The sequence below is a fragment of the Chlorobaculum sp. 24CR genome, from assembly GCF_004118635.1.
Taxonomy (GTDB): Bacteria; Bacteroidota; Chlorobiia; order Chlorobiales; family Chlorobiaceae; genus Chlorobaculum.
The window spans coordinates 119,853-133,156 of record NZ_SDGU01000009.1 but is presented as its reverse complement, the minus strand read 5'-3'; the positions used below and the strand labels follow the sequence as shown (position 1 = coordinate 133,156).

The following is a 13,304-nucleotide window of genomic DNA, read 5'->3' as shown; positions in this document are numbered from 1 at the left end:
CAAATTCCCTGAACAATCCAGACAGAGAATTCAGCTCAATAATCAGTTTTTCCGGGTGCTCTTCAGTAATATTCTGGTGGAAAAAGGCTTGGTAACAATAAAATAATTTCCGTGAATATCATGGTGTCGATTCTTATTCTGGCTGTGCTGTCGGCGGTTCTGTTCCTGTATTTGTTTTCGGACAGTGCTCCTGACGGGTTCAGGCTGAAAAAGTACAGGGAACATTCTCTGCTCAACCGGAGCTATCTGCTGTTGCTGACGATGCTGGTCAGTGCTGTGCTGGTCAGTGCTATGCTGGCTGTCTGGTTCCATCAGCCGGAGAACACGACGGCGGGATATATGCTCCAGACGCTGAATGTGCTGGGGTTCAAAAGCGGTGACGATTCGTGGGGTGTCATGTTTGAAGCACTGAACAGACTGAGGGCTGATCCGCAGAATCCAGTGTCACTTTTTGAGCGCGTTTTTTTTACGGACAAGATAAAGTTCCAGTATCCGCTGAGCTCTTTGCTCCTTGTTGATTTTCCCCAGCGAGTGTTTTCCGCAGACTGGAGTTCCGTCTCTATCGTGCTGAACCGGCTCTCCTGGATCGGCCTGATCGCTATGGGCTTCATGATCTATTATCTGCTTTTCGACACAGCCTCTCGCTATGGTGAACAGGGCGTGCGGAGTGGCCTCGATAGCAGGAAACAGTTCCGTTTCCCATTGTTGCTGATAAGTTTTGCGTCGGTCTTTCTGTTTTATCCTCTGACCAGGTCTTGCTATCTTGGTCAGATTCAGACTTTGCTCACCTGTCTGACGGCAGCCGCCCTGATTGCATGGAGCAAAGATCGTAAAATTCTTGCCGGTTTTCTGATTGGTCTCTGTTGCTCCATCAAGCCTCAATATGCGGTTGTGCTGCTGTGGGCGGCTTTCAGGAAAGAGTGGAAGTTTTCCGTTTTCCTGCTGGTCACGGCAGGCCTGTTGCAAGTTGTTTCGGTGCTGGAGTATGGATTCAATAATGTTGTCGGGTATCTCGATGTTCTGCGATTTATCAGCCGGAGGGGTGAGAGCTTTTTTCCGAACCAGTCGGTGAATGGCGTGATGAACCGGTTGCTATTCAACGGGAACAACCTCGAATGGCTGGAAGATAGCTTTCCTGCTTACAATCCGGCAGTTTATTACACAACGCTTGTCAGCTCGGTCATCATTCTCGGATTTGCTTTGCTCTGGCGGGTGCGGCAGAAACCACAGCTTCTCGATCTGGCGCTGATCTTCCTCAGTGTCACCATTGCCTCTCCGGTGGCGTGGGAGCATCATTACGGGATAGTGCTGCCGATATTCGCGGTGCTTATTCCTGCGGCCATTGCTCGCAGGCCGTTTGGCAAGTGGACGGAGGCGTATCTGCTGGTTTCCTATTTCCTTGTGAGCCAGAAGCTTGACAGTTTTACAGACCAGTTCGCCAATACTTACCTGAACTTCCTGCAATCGTACCTCTTTTTTGGCGCTGCCATGGTGCTGGTGCTGCTGTACCGGTTGCTGTCGGTCGAGACGAAGATTGCGAAGACTTCGGCATGAACGCGGGAGCCATCCGGTTTTTCGCCGAGATGACAAAAGGGTAAAGCCGAGGCCGGAGTTTCAGTTGCTCCGGCCTCGGCTTTATTTTCATATCCGGCTACGGGCTGTTTGCGACCGCTCAGACCTTGAAGAATTCACGGTACCAGGCGATGAAGCGGTTGACGCCCTCCTGTACCGTTGTTTCGGGTTTGTAGCCGAGGTCTTTGACCAGATCGCTCACATCGGCGTAGGTCGAAGGAACGTCGCCCGGCTGCATGGGCAACAGATTCTTTTCGATGGTTTTTCCGAGCGCCTTTTCGATGGCCGTGATATAATCCATCAGTTTGACCGGCTGGTTGTTGCCGATGTTGTAAACGCGGTACGGCGCGGATGACGAGCCGGGATCGGGCGCGGCTCCGCTCCAGTCGGGGTTCGGCTGGGCCGGATGGTCGAGCACCCGCACGACCCCCTCGACGATGTCGTCGATGTAGGTGAAGTCGCGCTGCATGTTGCCGTAGTTGAAAACGTCGATCGGTCGGCCTTCGAGCGCGGCCTTGGTGAAGAGGAAGAGCGCCATGTCGGGCCGTCCCCAAGGGCCGTAAACCGTGAAGAAGCGCAGGCCGGTGGTTGGGATGCCGAACAGGTGGCTGTAGGTGTGGGCCATCAGTTCGTTGGATTTCTTGCTTGCCGCGTAGAGGCTGACCGGGTGATCGACGTTGTCGTGCACCGAGAAGGGCTGGTGTTCGTTCAGGCCGTAAACCGACGAGCTTGAGGCATAGCAGAAGTTGCCGAGGCTGTTGTGGCGGGCCGCCTCCAGAAGGTTCACGAAGCCGACGATGTTCGAGTTGACGTAGGAGCCGGGATTCGTCAGGGAGTAGCGGACGCCGGCCTGGGCGGCCAGATTGCAGAGCGCGTCGAATTTTTCCGTTTTGAACAGATTGTCGATGCCCTCCTTGTCTTCGAGATTGAGCTTGACGAAGCGGTAGTCGGGATATTTCGATGACTGTACCGGCTTGCCGTATTCGATAGCGGACTCCTCGATGCCTGAGTAGGCGAGTCGTCCATACTTGACCCGCTGGTCGTAGTAGTCGTTGATGTTGTCGATGCCGACCACTTCGTCACCCCTTGAAGCGAGGCGTTCGCAAAGATGGAAACCGATGAATCCGGCGGAGCCGGTAACGAGAATTTTCATGCGGGAGGTATGAATTGATACCCGTTTGCCGGGTGGTTATCGGGAACAGGCGCACTCCTTGGAGGTTGAGCAGCGTAGGGAATGCGTTTATGCCTCTGAAGATAATCAGCTTTTTGGTAAAAAAAGCGTTTCATTCAGGATGAAAACGCTGGCCATGTTTGTTCATTGTCCACTCTTACGAAAATAGGGTATCTTTCCGCCTGCCATGAAAGCAATCAATCACCAACTGCTGAACCGCGCTGCATGAATTTCACTGAAGACTCGAAACAGCACCGGCATCCGGCTTTTTTGGATATTGCGCTGGTGTTGCTCTCCGTTCTTGCCGTCTATCCGATTGCCGGTTCGCTGCTCACCTTGCTGGCGACCGGCGGCGTCTCTCTGGGCGAAGGGTTTCGGGGGGCGACGGCTCCGGTCGTCTCGAAGCTTCTGCTGGCTCAGGCTTTCGGGCAGGTTGCCGTGCTCGCGCTGCCGGTTTTCTGGCTGGTGAGCCGCTTCAGCGGCGGCGGACTGTTCGGCAGGGCGACGCTCGACTGGCTGGGAATCGGCAAGCGGGACGGCCTTCGCCCGGCCCTGATGGCCGGAGCCGGAATGCTCTTGCTGCAACCCGCGCTCTACACCATCCTTGAGTTGCAGAGCCTGCTGCTTCCCTGGTTCGGAAGCGCCGGTAAAAAAATCGTGCAGGATCAGGCGGCACTCGATCTTTTGCTCAGAACGCTGGCTGGTGGCGCATCGATGGAGGGGTTGCTTCTGTCGATTCTGGTGCTTGTGCTCACTCCGGCGTTCTGCGAGGAGCTGTTTTTCCGCGGCTACATCCAGAAAGGTCTCGCCCTGAGTCTGTCCCCAAAAAGAGCGGTGCTCCTGACCGGAGCGGTGTTTGCGCTGTTCCACATGGCGTGGTTCAATTTCGTGCCCCTGACTTTGCTTGGGTGGTATATTGGCTATATTTACCTGAAATCTGACAACCTTCTCGCCCCTGCTGCCGCTCACGGCGCGAACAATCTGGCTGCGCTGGTTCTGCTGAAAACCGGCGTCGATTCAGGCGGCGCTGCTGACGCGGTTTCCGGAGTGCTTGTCTGGTGGCCGTGGTGGGTTTTGGTGGCGGTTTCGTTGTCTCTATTTTTTCTGCTGATCCGGCATTTTCCGGTGAAGCCGGCATTGCAGGATGCCGATAACCCGATGCCTGGCGGGCATCGCTGACCTCTTTTTTTCCGATGCCAAGCAATCTCTCGCAGAGAGTGGCGGTCGCCATCGCGGGCATTCCGCTGCTGCTCTGGCTCAATATGCAAGGCGGCCCGTACTTTCTCGGACTGGTGCTCGCGCTCAGCCTGATGGCGACCTGGGAGTTCTGGCGTCTGGCCGCGCACCGGGCGCATCCTCCGTCGATCGCTATTCTCTTGCCGCTGACCGCGTTCATCCAGCTCGATTTTTATTACGGCTTCATCGCTTACTGGGAGGCGATTGTCGCCGTGGTCATGTTTCTGTATGTGCTTGAAATCTGGCGAAACCAGGGTTCACAGTTCATGAACCTCGGCGCGACGCTTGTCGGTCTTTTGTACGTGAACCTGAGTTTTGGGGCATTGCTCCGGCTCCGTTTGTCGGACGCCACCGGCGCGGGTTCCGGCCAGGCGCTGGTGCTGCTTTTGTTTTTGTGCGTCTGGGGGGCAGATATTTTCGCCTATTTCGGTGGACGCGGCCTCGGCGGCAGGTTCATCAAAAAGAAGCTTTTCCCTCGCATCAGCCCGAAAAAAACCTGGGAGGGGTACCTTTTCGGCATTGCCGGAAGCGCGCTTGCGGCGTGGCTCTGCTCGACCTGCATCTCAGGCTGTCCCGACGGGCGGGCCATACCGGCGGGCCTGTTGATCGGCGCGGTCGCGCCCGCCGGCGACCTGCTCGAATCGATGTTCAAGCGCGATGCCGGGGTCAAGGACTCGTCGGGCCTCATTCCTGGGCACGGCGGCGTGCTCGACCGCTTCGACACGGTGATGTTCGTGGCTCCGCTACTCTATTTTCTCGTTCATCACTGGTGATCTTTCCCCGATTGAAACCGGGGCGGAAACGAATGTTTTTCTTATATTCCGGTTCTGTTTTTCAGAGGTTCACCTCTGTTTGACGGTATCGTGCTCTCCGGGTTTCCGGAATCCTGTGTCGATCACCTGCGGCAGCCGGACTGCTCGCGGGTTTTTCCCGTTTCCGCTCCGGCGACAAGCCGCGAAACGCTCAGGCGAACCTGGTTTCACGATCTTGCATCCACACTCTGCAATGCTGTTATCGATCATGAAAATAGAAGCCCTTCTTACAGAAAAGCACATCAACCTGAATCTCGACTCCAGCTCCAAGGAAGAGGTGATCGATACATTGCTCACCATGGTGGCCGGTCATGACAAGGTCAGGGATGTCAAACAGCTTGCCGAGGATGTCCGAAAGCGGGAGCGAGAAATGTCCACGGGTATTGGCAAGAACATCGGGTTGCCTCACGCCAAGACCTCCGCCGTGAGCGAACCGGTGCTGGCGCTGGTGACGCTTTCGGGTGAGGTGGATTTCGAGTCGATCGACAACCAGCCGGTCAAGATCGTCTTTCTGCTCGCCACGCCCGAGACCATGCTCGCCGAGCACCTCAAGCTGCTCGGACGCATCACCCGGCTCGCCGGGCGCGACGACGTGCGTCGCAAGCTCATCGAAGCGACGACGCCCGGCGACGTTCTCGACCTTTTCCGCGAAGAGGAGAAGGATTTACCCCAGATTTAATATTGACGACCGCAAGGCAGCTATGACGCAGTTTCAGGCAGTGAAAGGGACAAGAGATATTTTCCCTGATGAGATTTCAAGATGGCACCATGTCGAGAGGGTTGTTCACTCGGTGGCCGCGCTGTACGGATTCAGCGAAATCCGCACGCCTGCCTTCGAATATACCGAGCTGTTCCAGCGGGGTATCGGCGCGACCACCGACATTGTTGGCAAGGAGATGTTCACCTTTCTTCCCGACCCCAACGGACGCTCCCTGACGCTCCGTCCGGAGATGACCGCCGGGGTGATGCGCGCCTGCTTGCAGAAGAATCTCCTCTCGCAGTCGCCGGTGCACAAGCTCTGGTACATCAGCGATCTGTTCCGCAAGGAGCGTCCGCAGGCCGGACGCCAGCGCCAGTTCACGCAGTTCGGCGCGGAGCTGCTCGGCGTCTCCAGCCCGGCGGCGGTGTCGGAGGCGCTGACCTTCATGATGCAGGTGTTCGACACGCTCGGCCTGCACGGCTTGCGGCTGCGCATCAACTCGCTCGGCGACCTCGATGACCGCGCCCGCTACCGCGAGGCGCTCCGGGCCTACTTCCAGCCCTACGAGTCGGAGCTCGACGAGCCGTCGAAGGAGCGGCTCGAAAAGAACCCGCTGCGCATCCTCGACTCCAAAAATCCCGCGCTGAAGGAGATGATCGCCGGAGCGCCGAGGCTCTACGCTTCGCTCAAGCCGGAGGCGGTGGCGGAGTTTGAAGCGGTGCTCGCTTACCTTGACGACCGGGGCATCGCCTACGACATCGACCATCTGCTGGTGCGCGGACTCGATTATTATTGCCACGCGGCGTTCGAGGTGACCAGCTCCGAGCTTGGCGCGCAGGACGCCATCGGCGGCGGCGGGCGCTACGACGGCCTGGCGCGTGAACTCGGATCGCCGCACGATCTTCCGGCGGTCGGGTTCGCCGTCGGCATGGAGCGGCTCATGATCGTCATGGAGAAGCAAGGGTTGTTCGCAACGCTCAATCCGCACGGTCCGCTCGTTTCTGTCGTCATACAACAGCAGGAGCTTGCCAGCCATGCCATGCAGGTCGCTTTCCGGCTGCGCAAGGCGGGCATTCAGACGGAGATCGATCTGGCCGGAAGGAGCATGAAGGCGCAGATGCGCGACGCCAACCGCATCGGTTCAGCCTATGCGCTCTTCGTCGGCCAGTCGGAGTTCGAGTCGGGCGTCTATGCGCTCAAGAATCTCGAGACCTCCGAGCAGACCGCGCTCGATCTCGACGCCATCATCGAAGTGCTGCGCGAACCGGCGGCGCGGGAGTCGCAGAGGCCGTGAAGCCTCGGGTCACGATTTACGGCAAGCCGGAGTGCTGCCTCTGCGACGCGGCGCTCGAAGTGCTCGACGAGGCGAGGAGGCAGATTCCGTTCGAGATCGAAAAGTGCGATATTTCCGGCAGCGCCGATCTCGTCGAACGCTACGGCCTCGACATTCCGGTTATCCTTGTCGATGGCCAGGTGGCCTTCAAACACCGGATCGACAAAAGCCGCCTCGTCGAGCTGCTTGGCGAGTGGTAAGATCTCCGGGAAAGTTTTGTCGATGTCACTGCACACGGATATTGAACATGATTATCCAGACAAAAACCAATCATTTTCGACTGTAGGGACGGGTCTTGTGCCCGTCCTCTTCATCAGTCTGTTCATTGCGAGAAGCAACGCGACGCGGCAATCCATGCGGAGCCAGTGCAGGCACACAGCAAAGATATTGGTGGAAACAGGCGGCAAGAGATTGGGCTAAAGCCCGGATATTTTTTATGACTGGCTCTCCCCGGCTTGAAAGCCAGGGCAATTTGAATGTAAGACAACCGAATGTCCGACGGGCTAAAGCCCGCCTGAATGCAAGTGGATCGCCACGTCCCGACAAGTCGGGATGGCTCGCGATGACCAGTCTTCGTCATTTTTCTTTTGATACAACATTATGCTGAAATTCATACTTCTTCTCATCGCTCTGTGGCTGGCCTTGCGGCTTGTGGGACGGATCTTTCGTTTCACCACTTTTATTGGTGGCAATCAGAGCGAACGACGCGCCAGTGGCTCTTCGACCTTTTCCTCTTCCGGCAGCCGCGCGCAGGTCGAGGAGGCGGAGTACGAGGTGATCGACAGCCAGATCAAACAAAAGGAGTAAAGCGCGCCGATTGCGAGATAGCTGTTTGACATGTGCGCGCTTTTTTTGTACATTGTGGCTCACTGGAGCACTGGCCTGTTAGAAGCAAAGTTTCTGAAAGTGGGGTATCCCCACTTTTTTGTTTTCGGAAATTCGAGTTGATGAACGCGATGATGGATGAGTTGATACACAAGGCGATTGGCGAGTCGATCGCCGACCTTGCTGCCGCAACCGGCGACGAGATGTACGTTGTCGAAGCCGTCATTCGCGCTGGCGGCAGAAAAATAGAGCTGACCGTCGATACCGACAAAGGCGTCAGCATCGGTCAGTGCGCGAAGTTGAGCCGCGCCATCAGGGCGCGTCTGGAGGTTTGCCAAGACAATATCATGCTGGCGGAAGGAGATTTCGATCTCATGGTCTCGTCACCCGGCATTGGCGAGCCAGTCAAGGTTCAGCGCCAGTACCTGCGACATCTGGGACGTTTGATACGGGTCAATTACCTGGACGGGGAGGCTCAGCCTAAAGAGATTACGGGCCGCCTGCTCGAAGCTGCCGTCGGTGCTGGGGAGGAGGAGGCGCCGTCGATCACCATCGAGGCTGTCAAAGAGGGCCGCAAAAAGAGAAGCGCCGGCGAAGCGCCGGTGACGCTTCGCCTTGCCGACGTCGTCAAGGCGGTCGTGCAGACCGGTTTGTAAGTCCTGGTTCCGTGAAGTGCAAGAACGAATCGCAGACTATTTTATTACAAATAAAGATCACACAGCGATGCCAAGAAAGCAGCTAAAGGGTGAAACTCAGGATCAGAAAGCGCAGATTGCGAGCGCTTTCGGTGAAATCGAGCAGTCGAAGATCTTTCTGGACAAGCGCTCCGAAAGCGCCGCGGTCAAGATGGACATTGCCGACCTGCTCAAGGAGATCATCCAGAAACAGCTCAGGAAAGATTACGATCCAGAGGTGGAGTCCAATATTTTCATCAATCCGGAGCGCGGCGATTTCGAGGTCTATATTCTGAAAAAAATTGTCGATGACGTCGATCTTCCGACCATCGAAATCGATATCAACGAGGTTCGCAAGATCGATGATTCGCTCGAACTTGGCGACTATTACGAAGAAGGGCCGATCAAGCTCGACGATTACCTGACCCGCAAGTCGATACAGATCATCAAGCAGTCGGTGCAGAAAAAGGTGCGCGACCTGGAGCGTCTGGCCGTTTACGAGGACTGCCTCGAAAAGGTGGGCGAGGTGGTGGCCGGAGAGGTCTATCAGGTGCGCTCGAACGAGGTGATCTTCACCTACAACACCTCCAAGGATCACCGCGTCGAGCTGGTGCTGCCGAAGTCGGAGATGATGAAGAAGGACAATCCGCGCCGCACGCCGCGCATGAAGCTTTACGTCAAGCGCATCGAGCGCGAAAAGGTCAAGTTGCGCAACGACGACGGCACGGTCGAGGAGCGCGAAAAACCGGACGGCGGCATGAAGGTGATTGTTTCGCGCGTTGACGACCGCTTTCTTTACAAGCTTTTTGAAAGCGAGGTTCCGGAGATTCTCGACGGCTTGATCGTCATCAAGGGCATCGCTCGCGTACCGGGCGAGCGAGCCAAAGTGGCCGTCGAATCGACCAGCTCGCGCATCGACCCGGTCGGCGCGACGGTCGGCTATCGCGGCAAGCGCATCCAGAGCATCGTCAAGGAGCTGAACAACGAGAATATTGACGTCATCTACTACACCGACGAGCCGCAGGTGTTCATCGCTCGTGCGCTCCAGCCGGCCAAGATCGACCCGATGACCGTACACGCCGACATGAAGACCCGCAAGGCGCGCGTCATGCTCAAGCCAGACCAGATCAAGTACGCTATCGGCAAGAACGGCAACAACATTCATCTGGCTGAAAAGCTGACCGGTTACGAAATCGACGTCTATCGCGACGTGATCGACAAGTCGCTCGAAGATCCGAACGACATCGACATCATCGAGTTCCGCGAGGAGTTCGGCGACGACATGATCTACCAGTTGCTCGACGGCGGGCTCGACACAGCGAAAAAGATTTTGCAGGGGGGCGTCGAAAAGATCGAGGAGGCGCTGGTCGGCGCGCCGAAAACCGAAGAGCTGTTTGTTTTCAACAAGGGGCGCAAACCGGTAAAGCCTCGGGAGCGCCGGATTACCGACGACGAAAAGCGCTACTGGAAGAAGATTGCCGAAACCATTTACCGCACGGTTCGCGAGCAGTTCAGCGAGGAGGATCTGAAGTCGCTGCTCGACGATAGTCGCGAACGGTTGCTCATGGGCGAGAGCTTGGACATGGGCGAGAACATCGATACGGGCGACGCCATGGACATGGGCGAGAACATCGATACGGGTGAGAGCCTGAATTCCGAAGAGCGCCCGGACGAAGAAACAAACTGAGAATTACCACGGGATTTCCAGACAGGCGTCAGGGCGGCGGATTGTGGCGGAATTCCGGCAAGAGGATAATCATCCAGGAGAGGCCAATGGCTATCGAGGAAAAGCAAAGAAGATTCCGAATCAGTGATATTGCCAGGGAGCTGCAAGTCAGTCCCCAGGAGGTGCTGCACTTTGTCAAGCAGGAGGGAGGCAAGGTAGCGTCCACCTCTTCAATGGTGGAGGAGGAGATGCGCGACATGATTTTCGGCAACTTCAGCCAGGAGAAAAAGCAGGTCGATGAGACCCGCAAGATCAGGGCTGAAAAGCAGAAGCGCCTGACCAGGCTCGAAGAGCAGTCGCGCAAAGCGTACGAGAAGGAGCAGCAGCTCAAAGAGAGCCTGAGCAGCGTCCCGCCGCCAGCGCCTGTCGCGCCCGTGCCTGAACTCAGAATCGAGGTTCCTCCGGAAGCCGTCGCCAGGCCTGTCGCCGCCGAGCCGCCCGCCGCCCCTCCGGTCGCTCCCGCGCCGCCACAGCCGGAACCCGTTGCCGTCGAGCCGGTCGCCAAAGAATCAGCGCCCGCCGAGCCGCCCGTCGAGCCTGTGGCCGAGGCGCAGCCTGTTGTCGCCGAAGAACCGCCCGTTCCGGAGGCCGCCGCTGTTCCGGAGCCTGTTGAGGCTCCCTCCCAGTTCCTGGTGCAGACCCTGCCCGAATCGATGAAGACCTACGAAGCGCCGCAAAAGATCGGCGGCCTGACGGTGCTCGGCACCATCGATGTGTCGAGTGGCTCCGACAGGAAGAAGAAGTCTCGCAAGAAGAGCTTCAAGGAGAATGCCGCCGAACTGAAGGGAGAGTTTGAAAACGCCTCTTCTCCAGCCGCTGGCGCAGAGGAGGCCGCCAAGAAAAAAGCTGCCAAACCAGCGGGAGAGGGCGGGACTTCGACCGGAGGCAGTGATGCCGCCGACAGCAAGAAAAAGAAGGGCAAGAAGAAAAAGAAGGTCGAGGTTGACGATAAGGTCATCTCCAAGAATATCAAGAGCACCATCAGTGGCATGGACGACAGCAGTTCGACTGGTTCCCGCCAGAAGTTCCGCAAGATGCGTCGCATGGAGCGCGAGCGCGAGTACGAGGAGGCCGAGGCGATGCGCGAGGCCGAAAGGAGCCTTATCCGCGTCACCGAGTACGCCTCGCCGCACGAGCTTGCCGAACTGATGGGGTTGACCGCCAAAGAGATTATCCAGAAGTGCTTCACGCTCGGCAAGTTCGTGACCATCAACCAGCGTCTCGACAAGGAGAGCATCGAGCTGATCGCGCTCGAATTCGGTTTCGACATCGAGTTCACCACGGAGGTCGAGGCGACCACGACCGTGGAGCAGGTTGACGAATCGGAAGATATGGAGACCCGCCCGCCGGTGGTGACCATCATGGGCCATGTCGATCACGGCAAGACCTCGCTGCTCGACTACATCCGCCGGAGCAACGTGGTTGCGGGCGAATCGGGCGGCATCACCCAGCACATCGGCGCGTACGAAGTATCGCTCGATGGCGGACGCCACATCACCTTTCTCGACACGCCGGGTCACGAGGCGTTCACCGCCATGCGTGCTCGCGGCGCGCAGGTGACTGACATCGTCATCCTCGTCGTGGCCGCCGACGACAGTGTCATGCCGCAGACCATCGAGGCGATCAACCACTCCAAAGCTGCCGGCGTGCCCATCGTCGTGGCGCTCAACAAGATCGACAAGCCCGAAGCCAACGTCGAAAAGATCAAGACGCAGCTCTCCGAAGCGGGCGTGCTGGTCGAGGACTGGGGCGGCGAGAACCAGTGCCAGGAGATTTCGGCCAAGAAGGGCATCGGCATCAGCGAGCTGATGGAGAAGGTGCTCACCGAGGCTGATATCCGCGAGCTGAAAGGCAACTATTCGAGAGAGATTCCCGCCAGCGGCATCATCGTCGAGTCCGAGCTCGACAAGGGCAAGGGCGTGGTTTCGACCGTGCTGGTGCAGCGCGGCTTCCTGAAGGTTGGCGATCCGTTCGTGGCCGGCAACTCGCTGGGCAAGGTCAGGGCGCTCATGGACGAGCGCGGCAAGCGCATTCATGTGGCGGGTCCCTCCACGCCGGTGCGCGTACTCGGTTTCGAGGATATGCCGCAGTCCGGCGACGCACTGACCGTCATGGCTTCCGACCGCGATGCCCGCGACCTGGCGCAGAAACGCCAGATCATCAAGCGCGAGCACGAGTTCCGCCGCAGTACGCGCGTCAAGCTCGACAGCATCGCCCGCCAGATCAAGGAGGGCCTCAAGAAGGAGCTCAGCGTCATCATCAAAGCCGATACCGACGGCTCGATCCAGGCGCTCGCCGACGGCCTGATGAAGATTCACAACGAAGAGGTGAAGGTGCAGATCATTCACCAGGGCGTGGGTCAGATCACCGAAACTGACGTGTTGCTTGCCGCCGCTTCGGATGCGATCATCATCGGCTTCAGGGTGCGCCCGAACGTCAACGCCAAGAGGCTTGCCGAGAAGGAGGATCTCGACGTGCGTTTCTACAGCGTTATCTACCACGTGCTCGAAGATGTGGAGAAGGCGCTCGAAGGTATGCTGTCGCCCGAACTGCACGAGGAGAGTCTCGGTTCGATTGAAATCCGCCAGGTCTTCCGCGTGCCCAAGGTGGGCAATGTCGGCGGTGCGTACGTGCTGGAAGGCAAGGTGCCGCGCGACGCGAAGGTGCGCCTGTTGCGCGACGGTGTACAGATTTTCGACGGCCAGCTCGACTCGCTCAAGCGCTTCAAGGATGACGTCAAGGAGGTCGATGCCGGTTACGAGTGCGGCGTCAGCCTGAAGAACTACGACGATATCAAGGTCGGTGACGTGATCGAGGCCTACAAGATCGTCGAGAAAAAACGCAAACTCTGAGCAACCGGAAGGAGGGCATCGATGTCGATACGAACCGAAAAAGTCGCCTCGCTGTTGCAGCGGGAGCTGAGCGCGATTTTTGAGAAGGAGCTGCCCCGCAGCGGCCCGCTGGCCACCGTAACCGAGGTGCGGATCACCGCCGACCTTGGCATCGCCAGAGTCTATGTTTCGGTCATCGGCTCCGAGGCCCAGCGCACCGAGGTGATGGAGTACCTTCACGCCGAAAACAAGATGATCCGCAAAACGCTCTCTTCGCGGATTCGCCACCAGTTCCGGCGGATTCCTGAGCTGGAGTTCTACGAAGACCGCCTCTTCGAGCAGGCTAACCGGATCGAGCAATTGCTCAAATCGGTCAAGCCTGCCCGTGATGAAGAGCAGCAGTAACCCGCACTGTCCGGAATCT

The 13,304-nt window shown here is 57.8% G+C and carries 12 protein-coding genes; 11 read left to right on the top strand and 1 reads right to left on the bottom strand.

Going from position 1 to position 13,304, the window contains the following annotated elements; all coding sequences use genetic code 11:
* Window positions 1–120: 120 nt before the first annotated feature.
* On the top strand, window positions 121–1,554 hold the full coding sequence (locus EST62_RS02335; RefSeq protein ID WP_245153414.1) for a glycosyltransferase family 87 protein: 1,434 nt from the start codon (window positions 121–123) through the stop codon (window positions 1,552–1,554).
* 118 nt (window positions 1,555–1,672) lie between these two features.
* Here EST62_RS02335 and EST62_RS02330 read toward each other — a convergent pair whose 3' ends face one another.
* Window positions 1,673–2,725, bottom strand: a complete 1,053-nt coding sequence (locus EST62_RS02330; RefSeq protein ID WP_129050483.1) for an NAD-dependent epimerase — start codon at window positions 2,723–2,725, stop codon at window positions 1,673–1,675.
* Between the two features lie 243 nt (window positions 2,726–2,968).
* On the opposite strand from EST62_RS02330, the gene EST62_RS02325 reads away from it, so the two are divergent.
* The 10 genes from EST62_RS02325 to rbfA all read left to right on the top strand — a co-directional run bounded on the left by EST62_RS02325 (window position 2,969) and on the right by rbfA (window position 13,285).
* Complete coding sequence (locus tag EST62_RS02325) at window positions 2,969–3,922, top strand: CPBP family intramembrane glutamic endopeptidase (RefSeq protein WP_129050482.1); 954 nt, start codon at window positions 2,969–2,971, stop codon at window positions 3,920–3,922.
* A 14-nt stretch (window positions 3,923–3,936) separates the two neighbouring features.
* Window positions 3,937–4,752, top strand: a complete 816-nt coding sequence (locus tag EST62_RS02320) for a phosphatidate cytidylyltransferase (protein ID WP_129050481.1) — start codon at window positions 3,937–3,939, stop codon at window positions 4,750–4,752.
* A gap of 247 nt (window positions 4,753–4,999) precedes the next feature.
* Window positions 5,000–5,470, top strand: coding sequence for a PTS sugar transporter subunit IIA (locus EST62_RS02315; protein WP_167599126.1), 471 nt, complete (start codon window positions 5,000–5,002; stop codon window positions 5,468–5,470).
* 22 nt (window positions 5,471–5,492) lie between these two features.
* A complete protein-coding gene (hisS, locus tag EST62_RS02310) occupies window positions 5,493–6,785 on the top strand; it encodes a histidine--tRNA ligase (RefSeq protein WP_129050479.1) in 1,293 nt (430 codons plus the stop codon).
* The gene (locus EST62_RS02305; protein WP_129050478.1) at window positions 6,782–7,024 is read left to right on the top strand and encodes a glutaredoxin family protein; all 243 of its coding nucleotides are present in this window, start codon (window positions 6,782–6,784) and stop codon (window positions 7,022–7,024) included. Before hisS ends, EST62_RS02305 begins: the two co-directional genes overlap by 4 nt.
* 400 nt (window positions 7,025–7,424) lie before the next feature.
* The gene (locus EST62_RS02300; RefSeq protein WP_129050477.1) at window positions 7,425–7,631 is read left to right on the top strand and encodes a hypothetical protein; all 207 of its coding nucleotides are present in this window, start codon (window positions 7,425–7,427) and stop codon (window positions 7,629–7,631) included.
* A gap of 152 nt (window positions 7,632–7,783) precedes the next feature.
* On the top strand, window positions 7,784–8,305 hold the full coding sequence (locus tag EST62_RS02295; protein WP_245153404.1) for a ribosome maturation factor RimP: 522 nt from the start codon (window positions 7,784–7,786) through the stop codon (window positions 8,303–8,305).
* A gap of 67 nt (window positions 8,306–8,372) precedes the next feature.
* The gene (nusA, locus tag EST62_RS02290) at window positions 8,373–10,010 is read left to right on the top strand and encodes a transcription termination factor NusA (RefSeq protein WP_245153402.1); all 1,638 of its coding nucleotides are present in this window, start codon (window positions 8,373–8,375) and stop codon (window positions 10,008–10,010) included.
* 86 nt (window positions 10,011–10,096) lie between these two features.
* Window positions 10,097–12,901, top strand: coding sequence for a translation initiation factor IF-2 (infB, locus tag EST62_RS02285; RefSeq protein WP_129050475.1), 2,805 nt, complete (start codon window positions 10,097–10,099; stop codon window positions 12,899–12,901).
* 21 nt (window positions 12,902–12,922) lie between these two features.
* Window positions 12,923–13,285 carry a 30S ribosome-binding factor RbfA gene (gene rbfA, locus EST62_RS02280; RefSeq protein WP_129050474.1) on the top strand — a complete coding sequence of 121 codons (363 nt, stop codon included), beginning with the start codon at window positions 12,923–12,925 and terminating at the stop codon, window positions 13,283–13,285.
* Window positions 13,286–13,304: the final 19 nt, after the last annotated feature.